Source organism: Endomicrobium proavitum (assembly GCF_001027545.1).
Lineage (GTDB): Bacteria > Elusimicrobiota > Endomicrobiia > Endomicrobiales > Endomicrobiaceae > Endomicrobium > Endomicrobium proavitum.
Window position 1 is genome coordinate 956,325 of record NZ_CP009498.1, and the last position, 22,995, is coordinate 979,319.

The following is a 22,995-nucleotide window of genomic DNA, read 5'->3' on the forward strand; positions in this document are numbered from 1 at the left end:
ACAAACCGACAATAATTTATTACCTGTTACTTATTACCTTTTACCTGTCTTTAGTCCAGTTTTCTTGCAATTTTTTCTGTGGTGAAATTTTCCACTATGTCGCCGGGTTTTATATCGGAATAGTTTTCAAGACCGATGCCGCACTCGTAGCCTTTTTCAACTTCTTTGACGTCGTCTTTAAATCTTTTCAGCGATGAAATATTTCCTTCAAAAACTATGACGTTATCTCTTAAAAGTCTAACCTTAGAGCCTCTTTGAATTTTGCCGTCAATAACCGAGCATCCGGAAATAGTTCCGAAACTTGAAAGTTTAAATACTTGTTTAACAACAGCCTTGCCAAGTATTTTTTCTTTCGTGTCCGGATCAAGAAGACCTTCCATGGCGGCTTTTACGTCCGCAATTAAATCGTAAATTATTCTGTAAACGTTAATTGTTACGCCTTCGTGTTCGGCAAGTTTTTCAACGGCGGCGTCAGGCCTTAAATTAAAACCTACTATTAACGCGTCGGAAGCTACGGCAAGTGCAACGTCGGACTCGGTAATAGAACCAGCGCCTTTATGGATTATTTTCAAAGTTATTTCAGAGGTGGACATTCTTTCCAAAGAATCGCTCAATGCGCCCAGCGACCCTTGAACGTCCGCTTTCAAAATTATGCTTAAATCTTTTGTGTTTCCGGCGCTTATATCAAGAAGCGAAAGATGGTGGCGCGGTTTTAACGACGCGGCTTTAGCTTTTTCTTTTCTTGATTGCGCAATTTCTCTTGCGTGAGATTCATGGCTTACAACAACAAATTTGTCGCCCGCCTGAGGAGGTTCGTTTATGCCGAGAACTTCAACAGGGGTGCTTGGAACGGCTTCCGTAAACCTTTTTCCGTGCTCGTCGGACATCGCGCGGACTTTTCCGTAAGTTGTTCCTATAACAAGATTGTCGCCGATTTTTAAAGTGCCGGTTTGAACCAAAAGCGTTGCAACGGGACCTTTTCTCGGGTCAAGTTTTGCTTCCACAACAATTCCTTCCGCGCTTCTGTCGGGGTTGGCTTTAAGTTCCATCATTTCCGCTTTAAGCAAAACCATCTCTAAAAGAGAATCTATATGAAGTCTTTTTTTAGCGGAAATATCTATCATAATATTTTCGCCGCCCCAATCTTCGGGAACAAGACCGTAGTTGCTGAGCTCTTGTCTTATTTTCTGCGGATCCGCGCCGGGCAAATCTATTTTATTGACGGCAACTATTACCGGAACGTTTGCCGCTTTAGCGTGATTTATAGCTTCAATTGTTTGAGGCATAACGCCGTCGGTTGCGGAAACCACAAGTATAACAACATCCGTAACCTGCGCGCCTCTTGAACGCATTGCGGTAAAAGCTTCGTGACCGGGGGTATCCAAAAATGTAACGTATCCGCCGGTTTGAGTAAGCACTCTGTAAGCGCCTATATGCTGCGTTATTCCGCCGTGCTCGCCGCCCGCTACGTTGGAACTTCTTATAGCGTCAAGCAGCGAAGTTTTGCCGTGGTCAACGTGACCCATAATTGTTACAACGGGAGAACGCGGTTTTAATTTCGCAGGGTCTTCAATTTTATTTTCAACTTTCTCTTCCGAATATATTGAAACAAGTTTCGCATCGTAACCAAGCTCGCTTGCAACAAGTATTGCAATATCCGTGTCAAGTCTTTGGTTTATTGTTACAAGAGTTCCCATAGACATAAGCTTTTTTATAACGTCGCCTACTTTAAGCTTCATCTTTTCAGATAAATCTTTTACGGTTACAAGTTCGTTTATTGAAATTACGCCTAAAGTTTCCGGCGCTGCGGGTTCTTCCGGTTTTTTTATTTCGGGCGTGCTTTGAGTTTGCTGAGGCTGTACAGGTTTAGGCTGTTCCGGCGTTACCTGTTTGGGCTGCTCAGGCTGAACTTGAGGTTGAGGCGGTTTTGTTTCAACCGATTTCTGTTCTGTTTTTTTAGGAGCTACCGCCGCCGGAATATTTTTTTGTTCCTGCGGTTTTGGCTGCGCCGAAACAGCGGGCACAACAGGTTTTTGCGGCTGATGATGCGTTTGATGCGCGGCGTGCGAAACATGCGCCGGCTTTTCTTCGTGTTTTTTTACAGGTTCAACTTTTTGCACGGCAATATGAGTTTTGTGTTCGGGTTTATGCTCGTGTTTTATTTCGTGAGCGGCATGTTCTATTTTATGCGCTTCCGTTTTAATATGAGCCGCTTTATGTTCAGCGTGTTTGGTTTCCGTTTGCGCTACATGATCTTTTTCAGCAGTAGTTTTTTTTGCCGGTTTTTTTGCGACAGAGGGCGCTTTTGCAGCTTTTGTTTTTTTAGATTCCGTTTTTGCAACAGCCTGTTTTTTAGACACAGCTTTAACCTTAACGGCTTTTTTTTCAGCGCCGTCTTCAGTTTTTTTAACCGTTTTTTTTGCAGCCGTCTCTTTTTTAGCGGACGGCTTCTTTTTAGTTTTTTCTGTATCGGAATCTGCTGCTTTTATTTTTGTTGTTGGCATAGGCTGCACCTCTTATATCAATTTAGGAAATTTTCTTTTTTGCGGCTTCTATAATTTTTTCTGCCGTTTTAGGACCTATTCCGGGCAAAGTCGTAAGATCTTCAACGTTAAGAGCCGCGAGTTTTTCTATATCGGAAAAACCTGCCTGAACAAGTATGTCTATTGTTTTTTCTCCTACGCCTTCAAGCTCTTCAAGCGCGGACGTTTGGCGTTCGGCTTTTTCTTCGTTTGCCTGTTTTTTCTGTCCTTCGGATTTTACGTCTATATGCCAGCCCGTAAGTTTTGCGGCAAGGCGGACGTTGTGTCCGTTTTTACCTATAGCCAAAGAAAGCATATCGTCGGCAACCGTAACTTCCGCTTGTTTATCGGCTTCGGATAAAATTGCGACGGATATAACTTTTGCCGGCGACAAAGCTCCCGCAATATACTTCGCAGGATCTACAGAGAAAGGCACTAAATCTATTCTTTCCCCTCTAAGCTCGTCTATAATAGGCTTAACTCTTGCGCCTTTGACGCCCACGCACGCGCCTACCGGATCTACTTTAGGATTGTGCGAAATTACGGAAACTTTTGTTCTCATACCGGGTTCGCGCACAACGTTTACTATTTCAACGACTTTTTCGTAAATTTCAGGAACTTCAAGTTCAAAAAGTTTTCTAACAAGCTCGGTGCTTGCGCGCGACAAAACGGTTCCCGAACCTTTTGCGTTTTTTTCAACTTTAATTATCACGGCTCTTATGTGCTGACCGAGATTAAATTTTTCTTTAAAAACCTGCTCGCTTGCGGGAAGAATGGCTTCCGTTTTTCCGAGATCTACAATTATATTTTTGTTTGCAACGCGGTAAATAACGCCGTTGACAATTTGTCCTACTTTTTCTTTCATCTCGTCGTAAAGAGAATCTCTTTCAGACTCTCTGATTTTTTGAACTATAACCTGTTTTGCAGTCTGTGCGGCAATACGCGAAAAATCCTGCGTATCAAGAGGAATTTTTACCTCGGCGCCCGGCTCCGCGGAACCTCCGAGTTTTTTTGCGTCTGAAACGCTTATTTCAAGAAGCGGATTTACTACGTCTTTTGCGACGGTTTTAATTACATAAGCCGCCATCTCGCCTGTTTCCTGATTAACTTTAGCTTCAACGTTAACGTTTTTACCTACGTGTTTTTTATAAGCCGACACCAAAGCGTTTTCAACAACCGCTAAAATATCTTCTTTTTTAATTTTTTTATCTTTCTCTATTTGCTCAAGAGCCAGCAAAAGTTCGCTCTTTTCTGACATTTTGTTTCTCCTTTTTTATGCTTAAAAATCTGCTTCTAAATTAGCTTTTTTTATTTCTATAATTTCTATTTCCACGCTGCCGTTTGTAAGGTCTTGCATTACAATTTTCCCGTCGGAGCAAGCCAAAAGAACGCCGGTAAAATTTCTTTGGTTTCCTATAGGGTTAAAAGTTTGAACTTTAATTTTGCTGCCGATAAATTTTTTAAACGCTTTTTCATTTTTCAAAACTCTTTCAATGCCCGGTGAAGAAACTTCTAAAACGTAAGGGTCTGAAAAAATACTGCTTTCGTCAAGCTTGGCGCTAAAAATTCTGCTCATGCGTTCGCAATCGTTCATGTTTACGCCGCCGTCTTTATCTATGAAAATTCTTAAAATCATGTCTCCGTCTTCTTTTACATATTGAACGTCAACAATTTCTATACTTTCACTTTCTGCCGACGCGGCTAAAAAATTTTCCGTTTCAACTGCCTTGTTTATCATATTTTTCACCTGCCAAAAATAAGAGGTGGCTGTCGCCAGCCACCTTTAGTGTAGCTGTTATTATACTAATTATAACAAGAAGTTACAAGAAATTGCGCGATTACAACAGTTTAAAAATAAACGCGCGCTTTATTCAAGCGCGCGTTTTATTACATCTGCTTTAGTTTTAAACTAAAATTAAATTCTCGGATCTACGTATACGCCGGGCCCCATTGTAGAAGAAATGGATACGCTCTTAATATATACGCCTTTAGAACTTGACGGTTTTGCTTTTACTACGGCTTCATACAAAGCTTTTATATTTTCAGACAACTTTTCTTTATCAAAAGAAACTTTTCCTACGGGAACGTGAATTATTCCGTAAGAATCGTTTTTATATTCTACTCTGCCTTTCTTAAGTTCGCTTACGGCTTTTGCTATTTCAAAAGTTACCGTTCCGGATTTAGGATTTGGCATAAGACCTTTAGGTCCCAAAATTTTTGCGACTTTGCTCAAATCTTTCATTACGTCCGGAGTTGCAACCAAAATATCAAAATTAAGAACGCCTTTGGCTATTTCTTCAATCAATTCGTCGGAACCCACGGTGTCTGCGCCAGCGGTCTGCGCTTCTTTCTGTTTTTCGCCTTTGGCTATAACTGCAACTTTTCTGGTTTTACCTATGCCGTGCGGAAGAGTTACCGTTCCCCTGATAATTTGATCGCTCTGCTTAGGATCTATGCCCAGTTTAATGTGCAATTCTACGGTTTCGTCAAACTTCGCTTTTGCGGTTTGCTTTACCAAATCTACCGCCTGATCAAGCTGATACTCTTTTGTTTTGTCAACAAGTTTTGCCGCTTCGTTAAATTTCTTACCCATTTTTTTCTCCCGTGGTTACGCGTTGCCTTCGGCAACTCCCACATTTTTATTTTACTTTACTATATCTATTCCCATAGAGCGCGCAGTTCCCTCTACCATAAGCTTTGCGGCTTTAAGATCGCCGTTTGCGTTAAGGTCGGGCATTTTCTGCTTTGCTATTTCTTCAACCTGAGCTGAAGTAATTTTTCCGACTTTGTTTCTGTTAGGAACGCCTGAAGCTTTTGCAACGCCCGCGGCTTTCTTTACCAACGCCGCCACAGGAGGCATTTTAGTTATGAACGTAAAAGATCTGTCGTCCATAACGGTTATGACTACAGGTATAGTCATGCCCTGTTCCATTTTTTTTGTTCTTTCGTTAAACTGTTTGCAGAAATCCATAATATTAACGCCCTGCTGTCCAAGCGCCGGACCTACCGGCGGGGCCGGATTTGCTCCGCCTGCGGGAATCTGAAGTTTAATCATTGCTTTTACTTTTTTTGGTGCCATTTGCTTTTGCTCCTATTTAATCTGCTTTTTTATACGCTTTCTATCGCTTATATTTTTTCTACCTGTAAGAAGTCCAATTCAACCGGAGTAGGTCTTCCGAAGATGGTAACCATAACTTTAAGTTTGCCTCTCTCTTGGTTAACCTCTTCAACAAGTCCGATAAAATGCTTAAACGGACCTTCAATAATACGCACATTTTCTTCTTTTTCAAACGATACCGCCGGTCTTGGTTTAGAAGCGTCCGGGTTAACTATGGTGTTGAGAAGATTATCAACTTCGTCCTGCGCCATAGGAACGGGTTTTACTCCGCCCAGAAAACCTGTTACGCCGGCTGTATTTCTTATAAGCCAATACGTTGTATTATTAACCGTCATTTCTACAAAAACATATCCCGGATAAAATTTTCTTTTTTTAATTCTTTTCTTGTTCTGCTTAACTTCAACAACTTCCTCGGTAGGAACAAGAATGTTGGAAATAACGTCATGCATATTTAAATTAGAAACAGCCATTTCCAAACTTTTCTTTACTTTATCTTCATGACCTGAATAAGTATGGACAACATACCATTGGTTTGCCATTGTTTACCTCAAGAGACTTATAATATACGTCCTATAACGCCGCCTAAAACCAAATCTACGACGCTGACGAACGCTGCCATTATCAAAACAAAAATTACAACCAATATGGTTGTAGCAACAACTTCTTTTTTACCAAGCCACGTAACTTTTGCAAGTTCGCGGTAAGCATCTTTAAAAAATTGGACGGTTTTTGCAAAAAAATTCATTTTAAACCTTCAAAACTTTATATTTGACGTCATCAAAACTGGCGGGGGCAGAAGGATTTGAACCTCCAAAGCCGGTTTTGGAGACCGGAAGTTTACCGTTAGCCTATGCCCCCTTTAACGGCAGAGCTTAATTTTAAAAGTGTAAAGTATAATTTTTGCGCTTTAGCTTCGCTAAAACCTATAACAGATTTCGGTTATGCCGAAATTCCTTATTTAAACTTTATTTAAACTTTAAACTTTAATATTTACTCTTTGTCTTTCTAACTATTTTGTTTCTTTATGAAGCGTTCTTTTTCCGCAATTTTTACAGAACTTATTTAATTCAAGCTTGCCTTCCTGTTTTTTACCTTTGTCAAAATAGTAATTTCTATTTTTGCAAACGGTGCAAGCCATAGTGATAATAACTCTTTCAGCCATCTTAATATTCCTTTTTTTAACTGCAAATTTCAAAGTTTAATGTTCAAAGTTCAAATAAGGATTAACTTTCCTGCTCCTTATCTGAACTTTGAACTTTGTATTTTTGTTATTCCGATATTTCGGTTACAACGCCGGAGCCTACTGTTCTTCCGCCTTCCCTGATTGCAAATCTTAACTGCTTTTCCATTGCTACCGGCATTATCAACTCTATATCCATCGTTATATTGTCGCCCGGCATCACCATTTCTACTCCCTGCGGTAAATGCGCTATTCCCGTTACGTCCGTCGTTCTAAAGTAGAACTGCGGTCTGTATCCCGTAAAGAACGGCGTATGTCTTCCGCCTTCTTCTTTCGTCAATATATACACTTGTCCTTTAAACTTCTTATGCGGCTTTATGCTTCCCGGCGCTGCTATTACCTGCCCTCTTTCTACCTGATTCTTTTCTATTCCTCTCAACAACATTCCTATATTATCTCCTGCCTGCGCCGTATCAAGCAGCTTTCTGAACATTTCTATTCCCGTCACCACTGACTTTCTTGTTTCCTGTATTCCTATTATTTCTACGTTCTCTCCTACTTTTACTACTCCCTTCTCTACTCTTCCTGTTGCTACCGTTCCTCTTCCTGTTATTGAAAATACGTCTTCTACGCTCATCAAGAACGGTTTATCTATATCTCTTGCGGGCAGCGGGATTGTTTCATCTACCGCGTCCATCAATTTTAATATTGAATCCACTCCTTCCTGCTTCCCTTCCAATGCCTGCAACGCGCTTCCTCTTATTATTGGCGTTTTGTCGCCGGGGAAGTTATATTTCGTTAACAAGTCCCTTACTTCCATTTCTACCAAGTCCAACAGCTCTTTATCTTCTACTGCATCGCATTTATTTAAGAACACCACTATTGCCGGCACGTTTACTTGTCTTGCCAATAATATATGTTCCCTTGTTTGCGGCATTGGGCCGTCCAACGCGCTTACTACCAATATTGCTCCGTCCATTTGCGCTGCGCCCGTTATCATGTTCTTTACATAATCCGCGTGTCCCGGGCAGTCTATGTGCGCGTAGTGTCTTTTATCCGTTGAATATTCTACGTGCGATACTGCTATTGTTACTATTTTTGACGCGTCTCTTCTTCCCTGGCTTTCCGACGCTTTTGCTACTTGGTCGTATGATATGTATTCCGCCAATCCTTTATCGCCCAGCACTTTTGTTATTGCTGCCGTCAATGTCGTTTTGCCGTGGTCCACGTGCCCTATTGTTCCTACGTTTACGTGCGGTTTGCTTCTGTCAAATTTTTCTTTTGCCATTTTTCGTCTCCCTATTGGTTATCTTATATCTGAATGAAAGCCGAGGGCGGGAATTGAACCCGCGACCACCTCCTTACCAAGGAGGTGCTCTACCACTGAGCCACCTCGGCAGTAACAGCGGAAGCTCAGAGAGCGTGGAAGTTGAGATGTTTTGCACAAACAACAACAACCAAGCTTCTAAACTGCTAAACTTCAAAACTTCATTTCTTATAAATAAGCGGGAGACGGGAATCGAACCCGCATGGCCAGCTTGGAAGGCTGGAGCACTACCACTGTGCTACTCCCGCAAAAAACACAATTAGTAATTAGCAATGAGTAATGAATAATTTTGGAGCGGCAAAGCCGCAATATTATTAGTGCGCAAAGCGCACACGACATTTACTCATCACTCATTACTAATTCTTAATTGCCGTATGAAATGGGGGCGGATGGATTCGAACCACCGAAGGGCAAGCCCGCCAGATTTACAGTCTGGTGCATTAGACCGCTCTGCCACACCCCCGTTAATTTTAGACAAAGGAAAAAAGAACTTTTGAAAAGACTAACCCGAAGATTATACAACAAAGATTTTTAAATGTCAATAAATATCGGAGGGTATTTATAAAAGGTATTTTACGGCTACAAAACCCGCAACAAGAAGAACAAAAAAAACAAGCGATAAAATATTGAAATATTTCTCAATAACATACTGAATTTGTTTGCCGAATATCCTTATTGCGCCGGCAACTATAAAAAATCTGCCGCCTCTACCTAAAACGGAACCTGCAAACAGCGCAAAAAGCGAAATTTGAAAAAAACCGGCGGCAAGCGTAAACACTTTATAAGGTATAGGCGTAAAAGCGCCGCCAAAAATTGCCAAAAGCGCGTTATCGGAATACATTTTTCCTACGCTTTCAACCACATGGCGCAAATCATAAAAATTTACAATAGCTGCGCCGACAGTTTCAAAAAACAAATATCCTATTAAATATCCTAAAAATGCGCCCGCAACAGAACCCGTTGTGCAAATAAGCGCTTTTTTCCACCAACTTTTAGGATGCGCAACCACAAGCGGAATTAAAAGCACGTCCGGCGGCACGGGAAAAAACGAACTCTCCATAAACGCTATTATAAACAAAGCGTAGTTTGAACTTTTTTTATGCGCCCAGCCGACAGTCCAATCATAAATCTTGCGCATAGTTTTCAACGGATAGTTTATTATTCTTTTCATTTCACGCAATTATATCAAATTTTGTATAATCTTGGTTACGATAATTATTAAGAGTAATTATTGTGCGCGCTTTGCCTCTCCGCAATTCGTAACCGGTAATTTGTAATTCGTAATTAAACGGAGTTTTTATGCCTCACTTTTATGTTAAGCCTGAAAATATTACAGACAACAATTTTCTAATTGAAGATGAGCAAGCGCACTACGTTGCTACCGTGCGGCGCTTTAATGTTAATGATGAAATAATGATTTTTGACGGGCTTGGAAATTCTTACAAAGCGCACATATCGGAAATTTCCAAAGGGCATATTTCCGGAAAAATTTTATCTTCGTCTTATAAAATGCCGAAGTTAAAAATAAATCTTTACACGGCAATTCCCAAAGGCGACAGGTTTGAATGGCTTATAGAAAAAGCCGGCGAAATAGGCGTTGCCGAAATTATTCCGATAAATACAAAAAGAAGCGTGCAGGCGTCTTTCTCAAAAAACAAACTTGAACGATACGAAAAAATTTCCATAGCCGCAAGCAGCCAGTGCGGACGCAACGATATAATGAAAATTTCAGAGCCTGTAGATTTTAAAACCGCATGCGCAAATGCCGCAAAAGATAAAAACTCATTAAATATTTTACCGTGGGAAAGCGCGGACAAAAATGAAACGTTAAAAAATATATCCGGTTTTACGTCGGTAAATATTTTTATAGGCCCCGAAGGCGGTTTTGAAAACGAAGAAGCGGAATTTGCAAAATCTCTCGCAATTAAAACCGTAACGCTCGGCGAAAATATATTGAGAATAGAAACAGCCGCAATAGTTGCAAGCGTTTTGGTGTTAAACTCCCATGAATAAGAAATATTACATCTATACATTCGGCTGCAAAGTTAACAGATACGAAACGCAGCTTATAACCGACAAATTAAAAAAAGACGGCGGCGTTGCGGCGGACTTGCCAGAAAACGCGGATGTTATTATTTTCAATTCCTGCACGGTAACCGAGAATGCCGACAAAGAGTGCAAATACTACCTGCGAAAAACGCTAAAGTTAAAAAATAATCCTCAAATAATTTTAACGGGCTGCATGGCAAAAAATAAAAACGCAAAATTAGAAGAAGAATACCCGGGCGTTAAAATTGTTTCGGACAAAGAAAATTTTTACATGTCGCCAAACGAACAAACAATAGAAAACTTTGACGGGCGCCGGCGCGCTTTTTTAAAAATTCAAGACGGATGCAATAGTTTTTGCAGCTACTGCATAGTTCCATACGTAAGAAATACTCTTTGGAGCAAACCTGAAAATATAGTTTTAGAAGAAATAAAAAATCTTGTAAAAAAAGGCTATGCGGAAATTGTTTTAACGGGCATTCATGTTGGGAAGTGGCAAGGAGAAAAGAATAAGGATAAAGAAGTAAGTTTTTCTGATTTGATAGAAAAAATAGTTGTATTGCCGCTTGATTTTCGCATTCGCATATCTTCAATAGAGCCGAATGAAATTGACGACAAGCTGATAAACTTAATGAAAAATAATCCTGATAAAATTTGCCGGCACTTGCATGTTCCGCTGCAATCCGGAAGCGATGAAGTTTTAAAAAAAATGAACAGAAAATATTTTACGAAAGATTATACGGAGAAAATAAACAACATTTTAAAACAGTTGCCGAACTTGGCTTTAACAACGGATATTATTACGGGTTTCCCGGGCGAAACAAATAAGCATCACAATGAAACGCTTAAATTTGTAAAACAAACGCAATTTGCAAGATTTCATATTTTCAGATATTCCGACAGAACCGGCACAAAAGCGTCGCAGTTTGAAAATAAAATTTCGCCGGCAGAAGTAAAAGCCCGCTCCGAAGAGCTTTTTTCCGCGGACGCGCAAAAAAGAAAAGAGTTTTTGCAAAAAAATATCGGCAAAAAAAGAAAAGCCGTGCGCGTAGGTAAAAACAAAGTTTTAACGGATAACTACATAGAACGGCAAATGTCCGCCGAAACTTCCGAAAAAATTTTTGAGATTATTATAGACGAAAATTGTAAAATATAACTATTACTGCGCCAACGGGAGAATATATGTTAACTCAACAAAAAAAAGAATTTATAGCTTTTATGGAAAAAGAAGGAATTTTAACATTTGGCGATTTTGTTACAAAAAGCGGCCGCAACACCCCTTACTTTGTAAACACGGGCAACTACCGCACCGGCAGCCAGCTTGCTAAACTCGGTAAATTTTACGCCGATGCGGTGCATAATGTTTTAAAAGATAATTTTTCGGCGCTGTTTGGTCCGGCTTATAAAGGCATTCCTCTTGCGGTAACTACTGCCGCGGCATTATTTAACATTCACAAAACAGACAAGCCTTATTTTTTCAACCGCAAAGAAGTTAAAGATCACGGCGAGGGCGGGTTAACTATAGGCTATAAGCCGAAAGATAACGACCGCATAATAATTATTGAAGACGTAATAACTGCAGGAACTGCAATACGCGAAGTTTTTCCGCTTTTAAAAAGTATTGCCGACGTAAAAGTTACCGATATGTTTATTTCCGTTGACCGCTGCGAATACGGAACAACGCCAGACAAAACCGCGGTTATGCAGGTGAAAGAAGAGTTCAACATAGAAGTTCACGCGCTTGTAACCGCAAAAGATATTCGCGACTATTTGGCGGAAAATTCTAAAAATGCCGAGCAAGTTAAAAAGATGGACGAATACATGGCTAAATACTGCATACTCAAATGAGAAATATAAAAACCGTTTTATTTTTATTAACTATTTCCGCCGCAATGTCCGGATGCGGCGGAATTTTTGCGTCAAAAAATATTGCGCCGGCAGATTTAGAAATTTACGCCGTCGGCGACATAATGGCGCACGCTCCTCAACATAAAAGCGCTCAAACAAAAAACGGCAGTTACGATTTTAACGAAAATTACGATTACGTTCGCCAAATAATAGCAAAAGCCGACGTTGCCATATGCAATATAGAATTTACTTTTGCGGGTTTCCCCTACGCCGGATATCCAAGATTTTCCGCGCCGGACGAAATTGCCAAAGCCGTTAAAAACGCAGGGTTCAACGTTGCGGTTACGGCAAACAATCATATGTTTGATAACGGCATCGGCGGACTTAAACGCACAATAGAAGTTTTACAAAACGCCGGATTTAAAACCGCAGGCAGCGTTTTAAATGTCGGCGACAAAAAATATACTGTTATAGAAGTTAAAGGCGTTAGCGTTGCGGTTATCGCCGCAACTTATAATTCATCCGTAGCGTCGGGCAGCGTAACTATAAACGGGCTTTCCGTTTCAACCGAAGCTGAAAAATTAATTAATCATTTCGGATATGAAAATTTAGATAATGATTTAAAAAAATATAAAAATTACATAAAACAGGCAAAATCCGACGGGGCAAATATTATAGTTTGCTATTTTCACGCGGGCGAAGAATATAAAAGAGAACCAAATGAATTTCAAATTGAAATTGCAAAAAAACTCGCCGAATACGGCGCCGATATAATTTTCATGTCGCACCCGCACGTTTTGCAAAAATTTGAAATATTAAAATATAAAAAAAGGAATATTCCGGTTTATTATTCTTTGGGCAATTTTATATCCAATCAGCGTGCAGAAAATCTTGGGCACAGATACTCTGAAGACGGAATGATTGCGGCAGTCAGCCTAACATATAATTTTAACAAGAAAAGAATTGACGCCGTGCGCACCGAGTATATTCCCACATGGGTTGATAAATATTACAAAGATTCAAGATTTATTTATTCAATAGTTCCGCTAATTAACGATTGGGCAAATAACCCGCCGATAACTTTTTCGGGACATAAAAACCAAGCCCGACAAGCCTACGAAGATATAATCTCCATTTTAAGCAGTAATTAGTAATTTACAATTGCTGTTTTAAATACATTTGTATTCTAATAAAAATTTTGCTACAGTTTTATTATGGACAAAATTTTTAACAAACTTCAAATTTTAGGAGCAGCCGCTAAATACGACGTTGCCTGCACATCAAGCGGCGTTGACGACTCTGCTTCCAAAAATAACGGCGGTATAGGAAACAAAGTTTCCTGCGGCATTTGCCACAGCTTTGCCGCAGACGGCAGATGCATTTCGCTTCTTAAAGTTTTAATGACAAACATCTGCATTTACGACTGCAAATACTGCGTTAACCGCAAATCTAACGACGTGCAAAGAGCAATTTTTACCCCCGAAGAACTTGCGGAACTTACCATACAATTTTACAAACGCAATTATATAGAAGGTTTATTTTTAAGTTCCGGCGTAATAAAAAATCCGGATTATACCTGCGAGCTTATTATAAAAACTCTTTCTCTTTTAAGAAACGTTTACCGCTTTAACGGTTATATTCACGCAAAAGCAATTCCCGGCGCCGACGAGAAACTTTTAAACGCAATTGGCCTTCTTGCCGACAGAATGAGCGTAAATATTGAAATGCCTTCGCAAGACAGTTTAAAACTGCTTGCGCCCGATAAAAGCAAAAACGCAATTTTTAAACCCATGGGGTTTGTGGCGCAAAATATTTCTCAAAATACAAAAGAGCTTGCCGTTTACAAGAAAGTTCCAAAATTTGTTCCTGCAGGACAAAGCACGCAAATGATTATAGGCGCCTCGCCGGAAACGGATAATCATATTTTGCATCTTACGGAAAATCTTTACAAAAAATATAAACTAAAAAGAGTTTTTTTCTCAGCATATACTCCCGTTTCAAACGACAGCCTTTTGCCGTCTTTAGACACAAAGCCGCCGCTTCTTCGGGAACACAGACTTTATCAGGCAGACTGGCTTATGCGTTTTTATAATTTTAAAGCCGATGAAATTTTAGACGACGAGTCGCCAAACTTCAATCCGTTTTTAGACCCTAAATGCAACTGGGCAGTTAAGCATCCTGAATTTTTTCCAGTAGAAATAAATAAAGCGTCTTACGAAGAGCTTTTGAGGGTTCCCGGGATTGGCGTTAAAAGCGCGTTACGAGTTATTGCGGCAAGAAAACACTCGCATTTAGATTTTGCGGCGCTAAAAAAACTCGGCGTTGTTTTAAAACGCGCGCAATATTTTTTAGTTTGCAAAGGCAGAAAAACGGACGGATTGGTTATAAAAGAAGACAATATATTACAATCGTTAATGTCTAAAAAAGAATTTAATATGTATAGAAATTTTTACACGCCAAAACAATTGGAATTTTTTGACACCGTAAAACTTTTGGGGGACAGCTCATGGCAGGCTTTGCCAAACGCGAAATAATATATTCCTACGACGGAAGTTTTGAAGGTTTTCTTTGCTGCGCTTATGAAAGTTTTACGCGCAAAGAAATTCCGGCAGATATTATAAGCCAAAAAACAATGCAGCCAAGTTTATTTGAACAGTTTCAAATAGAAACAGATTTAAAAAAAGCCGCGCGCGTTAAAAAATCTATTTTAGAAAAAATAGGCAAAGATGCATTGGAATTATTGCAAGACACAATGCTGACAATTTTGGAAAACAAAGAATTGATAATGCTTGATTTTTTAAGGTTAGGATACAAAAACGGTTATAAAACAGTTAAATTGCTATCCAACGATACGGTTGACATTCTTACTAAAGCCGTACAGTCTTTACATAGAGAATCGGCAGCGTTTAGGGAGTTTATTCGTTTTTCGCAGCACGGCGATTTACTTATTGCCGTAATAAAACCTAAAAATTTTGTTTTGCCTTTTATAGCGCAGCATTTTATTGCAAGATTTCCAAATGAAAAATTTGCAATTTACGATGAAAAATATAATTATGTTTTAGCCTATGCAAACGGCAAACACGCAATATCCGAAGTTTCCGACATCACCCTTCCCAAGCCCAACGCCGCAGAAACGGAATATAGAAAATTATGGAAAATGTTCTACAATAACGCCGCAGTAGAAGGCAGAATAAACCACAAATTAAGAATGGGGCACATGCCAAAAAGATATTGGAGCAACTTAACGGAGTTTCAAACAGAACCGGCAAAAGAACGAGATAGGAAAGACGATTGCGTAAAACTGCCTTTTAACATTGTTTAATTTTTACAACACACGCCTGTTATATCAACCCTATATCTTTAAACATTTTTTTATAGACGGCAACTTTATCTTCAACAGGTTTAGGATAGGCTCTTGAGGAAGACGGCATTCTATAAATTTTTAAGTAATCCGCTTGTGAAAAACCGCCTACTTCAGGCTCTTTAAAATTCAAAATTCCCATAAGCGTATCAACCGCTTTTTGACCGGTCAATGCGATTGTTTTGCATTTCGGCAGAGTTTTAAGAGTTTCTTTTAAATTTATACTTTCTACAACTTCCAAAAATTTATCCGATGCATTATCGGAAAGACGCCTTACTTTCATTGCGCTATCCCACATTGCAATACCTTTTGCAGTAAGAAACGAGCGGATTAGAGATTCATTAAAAGATTTAAGATTTTTCGTTAAAAAATAATTTTTATCTTCAAAGAAAACCAAACCGAAAATACGCCACATATCGTTTTGTAAATTAGGATAAAAGAAATCCATTTTCCAACGCGTTTTAGGCGGCGGAAAACTCCCAAGCATTAAAATAGTCGCCCCCTTAGGAAAAAAAGGCTCTATAGGATGAGTTTCAATGTTATGGTTATTCATATATACATGTGGGTCATTGGGAATGTAGTACTATCAGCAAGGGCTATACTAATATAATATCAGTTATGTCAATTGATACATCCTCTTAATAGCCTGACACAAATATTTTCACTGTTTAATATTTAGTTTTATATTTTATTGGATATGATGGTGGATAAATCCCAGAACTAGTTACATTTTCATCACCAACAACTTTTCCATTTTTATCAAAATAAAAGTAAACGGTATTTAATGTATAATTATCCACTCCGCCTTTCATTTGCAATAAGAACCCTACTACCGGTACAAAATTCAAAAAACTATTTGACATCTTCGCATAATTATATTCGTAAACTTCTACATTGTCTTTATTAAATATATTATTTGGTTTACCAAAATAATCTATAATTTTTTCTTTGTCGGTTAATTCTAATTTCTGGAATGAATCCGATGTCACATTTATACTATCTATTTTCATATTTCCATTTTTTAAAGAACATCCTCCGATTACAAAAACTGTCATAGCAATTGCGAAAATTTTTATTCTCATATTATTTGCTCCGCACATCAGTTTTCTCAATTAAACGTATTACCGCTTTTTTATTTAGTAAGTTTTCATATTGCTCTATAAATGGTTTTATTCTATCAGGCATATTGCCGATTGAAAAACTTGTAAGATAGCGGCTCCCTTTAACATTAAGAGTTTCAACAATAATATCGCCTGCATAAACCATCTCTCCTGCATTTAATTTTATACTTCCCACCAATCCGTCATAAACCGATAACCTGCCATCACTGCTGACAAGTTTTATAGCAGAGATATTGTATATGCCCGGTGAGAGCATGAGAACAAGCGGAGCGCGCTTTTGAGAATAGTCTGAAATTATAAATTTAGTTTCAGGCATAACATCACCACTTACAATTCCTACTTGAATATCCATGCCTGAAAGTTTACCTTGAGAATCTCCTGATATTATCAACAATGCTTTGTTATTGGTCTCAAAAGCTTTTTGATTATACACAACAGCGGAATAAACAAGATCGCTTTTGTAAATTGTGTGCGGCATACCGCAACCATAAAAAACAACAGCGATCAAAAGAAAAACGCTATACTTATACATTCTGTCTCCAAATGTTAGATTTTTACAAACAAAACCGATATATTTAAAAATTATTTTTGTACTGGCTTATATTTATCTATAGCGGACAAAAAACCTTTTATATAAAATTGCGGTATATGGAAGGTTCTGCTAAGATTTTCAGCTTTCAAAAATGCTGTTCCAAAACCCTTGGCATGTCCATCTGTAGAACTGATAAGGTCTATAACTATTGCATTGTCTTTATTAGCTTCTACATACTCAAATGGTAAATAAATCGTATACAACTCTGCATATGTGGTATAATCATTAAATAAATTATTTTCAGGCCATAAATGAGTAAATCCAAATTTTACTTCGGATTGATCTAAAGCAGACTCAAAGTAAAAATTAGAATCCGTATCTATAAGAACTAATATTACGTCTGGAGTAGAGTAATCATAATAAAATCTATATCTAAAAAGACCATATTCCTTATCAGTTTTATCAGAATATTTTAGCCTTTCTTTTTTGCTTATAGAACCATAACCTATTTCATCAGCATATATAACATTTTGCTGCACCTTAACGCCATCTACTTTTCTTTTTTTACTTTTAACTCTGATTTTTGATTCAACATCTTGCTGCGTTTCAACATTACTTATGCCTACCATTTTTTGTTTTATATACGTTAAATCTCTAGCTACTGAACAACCGCTAAAAGATATAATTGCAAATGCCAACAATAATAATCCTACTCTCATACAATCTCCTTTGATTTTTATACCATATATCCTATTCATGCGAATTACAACGTCTCTTTGATATATTTTTTCTATCAATTGTCACTATCAATTGTCAAGCTTTAATTTATTTTTATCTTCCATATGTTTATTTTTATCTTCTTCTAAAATTTTTGTTCTTTAAATGATAAATGCTATATTTAACTTGCTTTTGTCTTCCCCGTTTTCGGCGTTGGCTATTACTGATCCTTTGTTTGTTAACCTATCCCCTTCTATGTTTACTGATTCTGTTCCTATTATGCTTGTTTGGTTGTTTACCCATGCTACATCGCTGTTGCTTTTTTGGAAAACTATTTCATAAAAAGCTGTAAACATTGACGGGAAGTAAGAAGAATAGCCAAGCGTTGCGGTTGCTTGGCTATTCAATATTATTATTGATAGTAGTGATATTAGGATTTTTTTCATTTTAATAGTATTCATTTTATTGTGGTGAAAGTTTTACTGTTTGTTGGGGTAGTTGCCCCGTCCCTTTTTACGCTATCTCATTTCTTGCTAAATTTTTCAATCATTTGTTTTTTATTCATTTCAACTATTTCGTTAAGTTTACTAATAGTTATTTCCCTATTAGAAGTATTGAATGCTTCAAAAATTTTATCTTTATTTTTTGCTATAGCTTCTGAAGATATTTGTACCATTTCTAAAAAATCATCTGTTTTTTTGACATTTGGAATGTTTAAATATTTAAAAACATCTTCAATAAAATAATTTGGTTTTTTATATCCTATCTGACACCATGCGACATCTCCCCTTTCATTCATAAACATCACAGCTATTTCTTCTCTTGATAAGACATAAATATACGAACTGCCAAATGATACTTCGTCGTAAAATACCGACTTCTTTTCATCAATAACAAATAAGTTATCAGATAAAATATCTTTAGCAGCAGCTGTAAATATTTCTTTTGTAATCACAAATACCTCCTATTTTGTAAATATCATTCCATCTGAGGTTTTATATAACAACTCATTGACTAATTTATTCACTTCCCATTCAGTCCAACTACCTGTTCTTATCCCTGTTTCAGGAGTTGCATATATAAAAACTGCATTTTTATTAGCACCTCTTAAAAGAAACGTTTCATTTGCTCCAGATTTTTGTGTTACTGACCATGTCTGCCAAATTTCAGGCTTAACAGAATATGCATGAGTTCCCAATACTTCCGAAAGAGCTTTATATGCCGGATCGGGTCCAATAATTCTCACTTCTTTTCCTAAACTCAAAGCTTCTATGCCTGCATTATATGCTGCTTTATTAACCATTACTTCTTTTCCTGTTGTCTTTGATACAACTGGAATAAGTTCGCCAAGTCCATCTTTCACAACGCTTTTCCCTATAACCCCAACCCCTTCTTTTACCGCTCCTTTTGCTATTTGTTTGCTTGTTTGCCCTGCTATGCCTCCGAGCGTTGGCATATCCATTGCTATTGAGCCTATGCTATTTCCTTCTGACGATAGTATCTTGTTTAATACTCCATTTTCCAACATCAACCCCGAACTGGATCCCCTCAATATTGATACAATTGCAAACGCTGCAAGTCCATCTTCTACTATTTGACCCATTCTTGTTTCTTCATCACTTGTTTTTACTCCCGGCACCAACGGAGGATTTGTAACTCCTTTTGGATCTTTATCTCCATTGTCCTGTTTATTAGATTGATTAAACTGGTTAGGATCCGCAGGCGTTGATATATCTAATGCTTTCTCTATAAGATCAAGTACATGATCTTCTGCACTGTTTATATATACAGAAACCTTACTATTTTCTATATTATCTAAAAGCGCTACTATTGCTACCGCCACACCTGTTGCTCCAATTGCTTTTATTACTGTGCTTACTGTAGGAGTATTTGCAAGACTATAAAGCATTGGTTGATACTGATACGCCTTATTCTCATCTGCAACTGCGTTTGCTGCAATTGTATTTTCTTTCAGCAACGTATTATTGCTTGTGTTATATGTGTTATTCCAACTAAGTTGCGTTAGCGTTCCATATCCGCCTGTGTTGCTGTTGTTTTCTGTTATTGTTTTTCCGCCGGTTAGCCATGATACTGCGTTGTAGTATGTCAGCTCGCTTTTTGCCGCTCCTTTGGCTATGTTTTCGTTTCCGGTGTAATTGTGCGCTCGTTCTTCTGCGTCCGTTAATGCAAACGTCAGCGCGTTTGTTGCTGCTCCGTTTCCTAAATTTACGTAGCCTTGGTGTTCTTTTATATCGTTAAACCCTAATACTACTTTTCCTGCGCTGTCTATCAACTCGCCTTTTTCGCTATACATTAAATTGCTTTTTCCGTCCGCTGTCATTTTCGCTAACGCTTGTATTTCTTCCGGACTTGCTTTTCCTTCTTTGATTTTTTCTACTATTGTTCCCGCTTCTTCGCTTGAACCTCTTAATATTCCCGTTGCGTTTGCACTTTGGTTGGCTTTCCATACGCTTATTATATCCGTTTTATCATACGCCGAATTTTCGCCGTTTTCAGCATTATTTTTTGATGCCGTTATGTTTGCGTATATTGCTGTTAGCGGGCTTGCTGCTGTGCTTAATGCTCCTGCTGTTGCTTTTACTGCATTTCCGGGTAAGTTCTCAAAATCGTTGGCTATGCTTTGGTAGCCGGTTGTGTAGCCTATTACTTTTCCGTCTTTGTCTTTTACTTCTGTTTTTATGAAACCTAACAGCGCTCGGTTGTCTATTGTTGCGCTTGCGTCCAGCGCGCCGGTTATTATATCTTTGGTTGTTTCTTGGGTGGTTTCTGTGTTTCTGTTTAAGCCCTGCAGGTCATTTTCTGTTTGTTCCACGCCGCCTATTATTATTGTTCCGTTTCCTATTGTGGCTTTTGTTTTTTGTTCTTTTTCTTCGCCGGTGTTTTTTAGCGTTAGCGTTGTGCTTCCGTTGGGGGCTACGTTGGTTTTTCCTTTGTCGCTTTGCGTTGTGCCTATGCTTGTTGATAAGCCAAAGCCTTTGCTTTCTGTTATGTTTCTGTCTTCTATGTCGCTGTGTTCTAACTCTTTGGTTGTTAGCGTTAGGTTGTTGCTTTCCGAATTTATTACTGCTCCCGTTACTGTTGTTTTGTTGCCTACGTTTATGTTGACGTTATTGCCGCCGGTTAGACTTGTCTGTTCGGTTACCCATGCGCTGTCTGTGTAGTCGTTGCCTGTGTTGAAGCCTGCTCCTATGCTGTTGTTGCCCGCGTTGCTTTTCTCGCCGCCTAACAGGCTGCCCATGCTTTTGGTGCCTATTCCTACGCTTATGTTGGCGTCCCAGCTGTTTCCTTTGCTGTAATATGTGTCTTGCAGACTTTCTACTGTTAAATTATTTCCTACTGTTACATCTAAATTATTTTTTGCCGTTACGTTTGCTCCGCTTAATGTTGCGTTGTTGCCTACGTTTATTTCTATATTATTTGCTACGCTTTCGCTGTTATTATATGTTGTTGCTTTTATCTTGCTGCTTGACTCGCCTGCGCCGGCGCTCACTTGCACGGAATTATTTCCTACGCTTACCCCTGCGCTTGCGTGCTCGCTTTTGTCTTCTTGCGCATACGTGTCTTTGCTTGCTTGTATTATTAAATTATTGCCCACGTTGTAACTTAACGTTCCGTTTGTTGCATAGGCGTTTGTTCCTTCTTGTATCATGTCGTTTGCGGATTTGAAATTTATATTTCCGTTACTTGCTATGTTTCCTTGCACACCTAATATACTTTCGCTTTTGCTTTGTTGGCTCATTGTGTCGTAATTTGCAAACGCGGAAGCATACATTCCCGTTCCAAAGCTGCTGCTTGCTGCCGATGCCGCTCCTGCTATGCTTGCCGCTAATAATATTATTAATACGATTGAGAGTTTTTTCATAGTTTTTCTTGTCTAAAATTTTCTTTTGATTTTTAACTAATATTATGTTGTTATCAGTTTAAATATCCAGTAAAGTATTCCAACAATATAGAAAGCTACCATGTATAGTAAGAAAAAAATAACCTTGAGAAATCCTGATATTGCAGCAATAATTATAAATGCTGTAAAATTACATGAGTATATTATTAGTTTTTCTTTTTGTTCTTTTTTTTCTATTATGCTCAAATACTTGAATATTGCACAGATTACCAACATGGTCAATATAAAACAAATATTTGAGCCTCTTATTGTAATTTTATTGAGCACCATAAAATATATTATTATCCAAATAACGATCGCAATAATATTTTCTTTTAATATTTCATAGATTACAAGTTTATGATTCATTATTACCTCTGAATAAGAGTAGCGATTTATATAATATTTTGTTGCTTACATTGGACGAGAAGGGTTAATAAAAGAAATTGCCGCAAAAATCATACATAACATTAGTATTAAATTAACAAATAGTAATATACTACTTGCTATTATTTTATTCCTTATTCTTGTAAATACAAAAAAATTAATTGCCGCTATAAAAATCACAGAAACTGGATACCAATAACGATCATTTGATGATCCACAATATATAGATAGATATATATATACTCCTATTACTACAAAGATGATATTGAAAAATATTAATATGCTTTCTACAGCTTTTTTTACTATTCTTTTAGTCATATAAAATTTCCTCCTATTACTTCGTAAATAATTGAAAAAAATTTCATTTTAATGTTATTAATTGGAACAACTCAAATGATATTCCGGCAATCCAAAAAAATATCATATATATCATGAAATAAATAATTTTAATAAACCCTGATAAAATAGCAAGAATTACAAATACCATAAAATTACACAAAAATACCACCAGCTTTTCTCTTCGTTTTTTCTTTTCTACAATATGCAAATATTTAAATATTGCTCCGACCATTAATATAGTTAATACAAAGCAAAGTAATTTTTCCGCATGTATATCAATTTTAAAAAGAACAACATAATATATTATTGCCCAAAGAATAACCACAAGAATATTTTCTTTTAATACTGTGTAATTTGCACATTTACGACTCATTATTGCCTCCATAGAAATATTAGTAATTTATACGATATTACTGGCTATTCCGGATAAAAGTAACGAACAAAAGTTGCTGTATAAATCAATAACATCAATGACAAATGAAAAAGTATCAATATAATATTTGCTATTATCTTATTTTTGATTCCCATAAACACAAAATAATTCACTATAGTTACAAAGATTACAAAAAATGGATAATATGATTTAAATAATAATA

At 37.7% G+C, this 22,995-nt stretch carries 26 protein-coding genes and 4 tRNA genes; 6 read left to right on the forward strand and 24 right to left on the reverse strand.

The genetic code is table 11. The features are described from left to right. Window positions 1-50 precede the first annotated feature (50 nt). From infB to Epro_RS04130, 14 genes are all read right to left on the reverse strand, one after another. Entirely contained in the window at window positions 51-2,504 is a 2,454-nt protein-coding gene (gene infB, locus Epro_RS04065) for a translation initiation factor IF-2 (RefSeq protein WP_052570711.1), read from the reverse strand. Window positions 2,505-2,526: 22 nt separating this feature from the next. Beyond that, complete coding sequence (gene nusA, locus Epro_RS04070) at window positions 2,527-3,780, reverse strand: transcription termination factor NusA (RefSeq protein WP_082121491.1); 1,254 nt, start codon at window positions 3,778-3,780, stop codon at window positions 2,527-2,529. 21 nt (window positions 3,781-3,801) lie between these two features. After that, window positions 3,802-4,260, reverse strand: a complete 459-nt coding sequence (locus Epro_RS04075; RefSeq protein WP_237754509.1) for a ribosome maturation factor RimP — start codon at window positions 4,258-4,260, stop codon at window positions 3,802-3,804. Between the two features lie 177 nt (window positions 4,261-4,437). Further along, entirely contained in the window at window positions 4,438-5,115 is a 678-nt protein-coding gene (gene rplA / locus Epro_RS04080; RefSeq protein WP_052570712.1) for a 50S ribosomal protein L1, read from the reverse strand. Window positions 5,116-5,166: 51 nt separating this feature from the next. Then, the gene (gene rplK, locus Epro_RS04085; protein ID WP_052570713.1) at window positions 5,167-5,601 is read right to left on the reverse strand and encodes a 50S ribosomal protein L11; all 435 of its coding nucleotides are present in this window, start codon (window positions 5,599-5,601) and stop codon (window positions 5,167-5,169) included. A gap of 47 nt (window positions 5,602-5,648) precedes the next feature. Beyond that, window positions 5,649-6,179 carry a transcription termination/antitermination protein NusG gene (nusG, locus tag Epro_RS04090; protein WP_052570714.1) on the reverse strand — a complete coding sequence of 177 codons (531 nt, stop codon included), beginning with the start codon at window positions 6,177-6,179 and terminating at the stop codon, window positions 5,649-5,651. 17 nt (window positions 6,180-6,196) lie between these two features. Then, complete coding sequence (secE, locus tag Epro_RS04095; RefSeq protein WP_052570715.1) at window positions 6,197-6,385, reverse strand: preprotein translocase subunit SecE; 189 nt, start codon at window positions 6,383-6,385, stop codon at window positions 6,197-6,199. Window positions 6,386-6,424: 39 nt separating this feature from the next. Continuing rightward, window positions 6,425-6,498 (reverse strand) — tRNA-Trp (locus Epro_RS04100). Between the two features lie 151 nt (window positions 6,499-6,649). Next, on the reverse strand, window positions 6,650-6,802 hold the full coding sequence (gene rpmG, locus Epro_RS04105; protein ID WP_052570716.1) for a 50S ribosomal protein L33: 153 nt from the start codon (window positions 6,800-6,802) through the stop codon (window positions 6,650-6,652). Window positions 6,803-6,908: 106 nt separating this feature from the next. Further along, window positions 6,909-8,108, reverse strand: a complete 1,200-nt coding sequence (tuf, locus tag Epro_RS04110; RefSeq protein WP_052570717.1) for an elongation factor Tu — start codon at window positions 8,106-8,108, stop codon at window positions 6,909-6,911. 38 nt (window positions 8,109-8,146) lie between these two features. After that, a tRNA-Thr gene (locus Epro_RS04115) sits at window positions 8,147-8,218 on the reverse strand. Window positions 8,219-8,324: 106 nt separating this feature from the next. Further along, a tRNA-Gly gene (locus Epro_RS04120) sits at window positions 8,325-8,395 on the reverse strand. A 132-nt stretch (window positions 8,396-8,527) separates the two neighbouring features. Continuing rightward, window positions 8,528-8,610: transfer RNA gene (locus Epro_RS04125), tRNA-Tyr, on the reverse strand. A gap of 96 nt (window positions 8,611-8,706) precedes the next feature. Continuing rightward, the gene (locus tag Epro_RS04130; RefSeq protein WP_202812870.1) at window positions 8,707-9,318 is read right to left on the reverse strand and encodes a YqaA family protein; all 612 of its coding nucleotides are present in this window, start codon (window positions 9,316-9,318) and stop codon (window positions 8,707-8,709) included. Between the two features lie 128 nt (window positions 9,319-9,446). On the opposite strand from Epro_RS04130, the gene Epro_RS04135 reads away from it, so the two are divergent. The 6 genes from Epro_RS04135 (at window position 9,447) to Epro_RS04160 (ending at window position 15,363) form a co-directional block, all read left to right on the forward strand. Continuing rightward, window positions 9,447-10,160 carry an RsmE family RNA methyltransferase gene (locus Epro_RS04135; protein WP_052570718.1) on the forward strand — a complete coding sequence of 238 codons (714 nt, stop codon included), beginning with the start codon at window positions 9,447-9,449 and terminating at the stop codon, window positions 10,158-10,160. After that, a complete protein-coding gene (locus tag Epro_RS04140; protein ID WP_052570719.1) occupies window positions 10,153-11,349 on the forward strand; it encodes a MiaB/RimO family radical SAM methylthiotransferase in 1,197 nt (398 codons plus the stop codon). The genes Epro_RS04135 and Epro_RS04140 overlap by 8 nt, the downstream gene beginning before the upstream one ends. 26 nt (window positions 11,350-11,375) lie before the next feature. Beyond that, window positions 11,376-12,041, forward strand: coding sequence for an orotate phosphoribosyltransferase (gene pyrE / locus Epro_RS04145; protein WP_052570720.1), 666 nt, complete (start codon window positions 11,376-11,378; stop codon window positions 12,039-12,041). After that, on the forward strand, window positions 12,038-13,192 hold the full coding sequence (locus tag Epro_RS04150; RefSeq protein ID WP_052570721.1) for a CapA family protein: 1,155 nt from the start codon (window positions 12,038-12,040) through the stop codon (window positions 13,190-13,192). Before pyrE ends, Epro_RS04150 begins: the two co-directional genes overlap by 4 nt. A gap of 63 nt (window positions 13,193-13,255) precedes the next feature. Continuing rightward, window positions 13,256-14,575, forward strand: coding sequence for a putative DNA modification/repair radical SAM protein (locus Epro_RS04155; RefSeq protein WP_052570722.1), 1,320 nt, complete (start codon window positions 13,256-13,258; stop codon window positions 14,573-14,575). Further along, window positions 14,548-15,363: a TIGR03915 family putative DNA repair protein gene (locus Epro_RS04160; protein WP_052570723.1), complete on the forward strand. Its 816-nt coding sequence runs from the start codon at window positions 14,548-14,550 to the stop codon at window positions 15,361-15,363. The genes Epro_RS04155 and Epro_RS04160 overlap by 28 nt, the downstream gene beginning before the upstream one ends. Window positions 15,364-15,382: 19 nt before the next feature. On the opposite strand, the gene Epro_RS04165 is transcribed toward Epro_RS04160, so the two are convergent. From Epro_RS04165 to Epro_RS04210, 10 genes are all read right to left on the reverse strand, one after another. Continuing rightward, window positions 15,383-15,955: a uracil-DNA glycosylase family protein gene (locus tag Epro_RS04165; RefSeq protein WP_052570724.1), complete on the reverse strand. Its 573-nt coding sequence runs from the start codon at window positions 15,953-15,955 to the stop codon at window positions 15,383-15,385. A gap of 115 nt (window positions 15,956-16,070) precedes the next feature. Further along, window positions 16,071-16,484, reverse strand: coding sequence for a hypothetical protein (locus tag Epro_RS04170; protein ID WP_052570725.1), 414 nt, complete (start codon window positions 16,482-16,484; stop codon window positions 16,071-16,073). A 1-nt stretch (window position 16,485) separates the two neighbouring features. Next, entirely contained in the window at window positions 16,486-17,055 is a 570-nt protein-coding gene (locus Epro_RS04175) for a hypothetical protein (RefSeq protein ID WP_052570726.1), read from the reverse strand. A gap of 50 nt (window positions 17,056-17,105) precedes the next feature. Then, window positions 17,106-17,774 (reverse strand): hypothetical protein, encoded by a 669-nt coding sequence (locus tag Epro_RS04180; RefSeq protein ID WP_052570727.1) that lies wholly within the window; start codon window positions 17,772-17,774, stop codon window positions 17,106-17,108. Between the two features lie 159 nt (window positions 17,775-17,933). Further along, window positions 17,934-18,218 (reverse strand): hypothetical protein, encoded by a 285-nt coding sequence (locus Epro_RS04185; RefSeq protein ID WP_144412043.1) that lies wholly within the window; start codon window positions 18,216-18,218, stop codon window positions 17,934-17,936. 77 nt (window positions 18,219-18,295) lie between these two features. Then, complete coding sequence (locus tag Epro_RS04190) at window positions 18,296-18,727, reverse strand: hypothetical protein (RefSeq protein ID WP_052570729.1); 432 nt, start codon at window positions 18,725-18,727, stop codon at window positions 18,296-18,298. Between the two features lie 9 nt (window positions 18,728-18,736). Next, window positions 18,737-21,655 carry a hemagglutinin repeat-containing protein gene (locus Epro_RS04195; protein WP_052570730.1) on the reverse strand — a complete coding sequence of 973 codons (2,919 nt, stop codon included), beginning with the start codon at window positions 21,653-21,655 and terminating at the stop codon, window positions 18,737-18,739. A gap of 42 nt (window positions 21,656-21,697) precedes the next feature. After that, window positions 21,698-22,042 (reverse strand): hypothetical protein, encoded by a 345-nt coding sequence (locus Epro_RS04200; protein WP_052570731.1) that lies wholly within the window; start codon window positions 22,040-22,042, stop codon window positions 21,698-21,700. A 45-nt stretch (window positions 22,043-22,087) separates the two neighbouring features. After that, window positions 22,088-22,378: a hypothetical protein gene (locus Epro_RS04205; RefSeq protein ID WP_052570732.1), complete on the reverse strand. Its 291-nt coding sequence runs from the start codon at window positions 22,376-22,378 to the stop codon at window positions 22,088-22,090. A 43-nt stretch (window positions 22,379-22,421) separates the two neighbouring features. Then, window positions 22,422-22,772, reverse strand: coding sequence for a hypothetical protein (locus tag Epro_RS04210; protein ID WP_052570733.1), 351 nt, complete (start codon window positions 22,770-22,772; stop codon window positions 22,422-22,424). Window positions 22,773-22,995 lie beyond the last annotated feature (223 nt).

Coding starts and splice junctions, on each gene's coding strand:
- infB (WP_052570711.1), bottom strand. CDS start 2,504: ATGCCAACAACAAAAATAAAAGCAGCAGATTCCGATACAGAAAAAACT.
- nusA (WP_082121491.1), bottom strand. CDS start 3,780: ATGTCAGAAAAGAGCGAACTTTTGCTGGCTCTTGAGCAAATAGAGAAA.
- Epro_RS04075 (WP_237754509.1), bottom strand. CDS start 4,260: ATGATAAACAAGGCAGTTGAAACGGAAAATTTTTTAGCCGCGTCGGCA.
- rplA (WP_052570712.1), bottom strand. CDS start 5,115: ATGGGTAAGAAATTTAACGAAGCGGCAAAACTTGTTGACAAAACAAAA.
- rplK (WP_052570713.1), bottom strand. CDS start 5,601: ATGGCACCAAAAAAAGTAAAAGCAATGATTAAACTTCAGATTCCCGCA.
- nusG (WP_052570714.1), bottom strand. CDS start 6,179: ATGGCAAACCAATGGTATGTTGTCCATACTTATTCAGGTCATGAAGAT.
- secE (WP_052570715.1), bottom strand. CDS start 6,385: ATGAATTTTTTTGCAAAAACCGTCCAATTTTTTAAAGATGCTTACCGC.
- rpmG (WP_052570716.1), bottom strand. CDS start 6,802: ATGGCTGAAAGAGTTATTATCACTATGGCTTGCACCGTTTGCAAAAAT.
- tuf (WP_052570717.1), bottom strand. CDS start 8,108: ATGGCAAAAGAAAAATTTGACAGAAGCAAACCGCACGTAAACGTAGGA.
- Epro_RS04130 (WP_202812870.1), bottom strand. CDS start 9,318: ATGAAAAGAATAATAAACTATCCGTTGAAAACTATGCGCAAGATTTAT.
- Epro_RS04135 (WP_052570718.1), top strand. CDS start 9,447: ATGCCTCACTTTTATGTTAAGCCTGAAAATATTACAGACAACAATTTT.
- Epro_RS04140 (WP_052570719.1), top strand. CDS start 10,153: ATGAATAAGAAATATTACATCTATACATTCGGCTGCAAAGTTAACAGA.
- pyrE (WP_052570720.1), top strand. CDS start 11,376: ATGTTAACTCAACAAAAAAAAGAATTTATAGCTTTTATGGAAAAAGAA.
- Epro_RS04150 (WP_052570721.1), top strand. CDS start 12,038: ATGAGAAATATAAAAACCGTTTTATTTTTATTAACTATTTCCGCCGCA.
- Epro_RS04155 (WP_052570722.1), top strand. CDS start 13,256: ATGGACAAAATTTTTAACAAACTTCAAATTTTAGGAGCAGCCGCTAAA.
- Epro_RS04160 (WP_052570723.1), top strand. CDS start 14,548: ATGGCAGGCTTTGCCAAACGCGAAATAATATATTCCTACGACGGAAGT.
- Epro_RS04165 (WP_052570724.1), bottom strand. CDS start 15,955: ATGAATAACCATAACATTGAAACTCATCCTATAGAGCCTTTTTTTCCT.
- Epro_RS04170 (WP_052570725.1), bottom strand. CDS start 16,484: ATGAGAATAAAAATTTTCGCAATTGCTATGACAGTTTTTGTAATCGGA.
- Epro_RS04175 (WP_052570726.1), bottom strand. CDS start 17,055: ATGTATAAGTATAGCGTTTTTCTTTTGATCGCTGTTGTTTTTTATGGT.
- Epro_RS04180 (WP_052570727.1), bottom strand. CDS start 17,774: ATGAGAGTAGGATTATTATTGTTGGCATTTGCAATTATATCTTTTAGC.
- Epro_RS04185 (WP_144412043.1), bottom strand. CDS start 18,218: ATGAAAAAAATCCTAATATCACTACTATCAATAATAATATTGAATAGC.
- Epro_RS04195 (WP_052570730.1), bottom strand. CDS start 21,655: ATGAAAAAACTCTCAATCGTATTAATAATATTATTAGCGGCAAGCATA.
- Epro_RS04200 (WP_052570731.1), bottom strand. CDS start 22,042: ATGAATCATAAACTTGTAATCTATGAAATATTAAAAGAAAATATTATT.
- Epro_RS04205 (WP_052570732.1), bottom strand. CDS start 22,378: ATGACTAAAAGAATAGTAAAAAAAGCTGTAGAAAGCATATTAATATTT.
- Epro_RS04210 (WP_052570733.1), bottom strand. CDS start 22,772: ATGAGTCGTAAATGTGCAAATTACACAGTATTAAAAGAAAATATTCTT.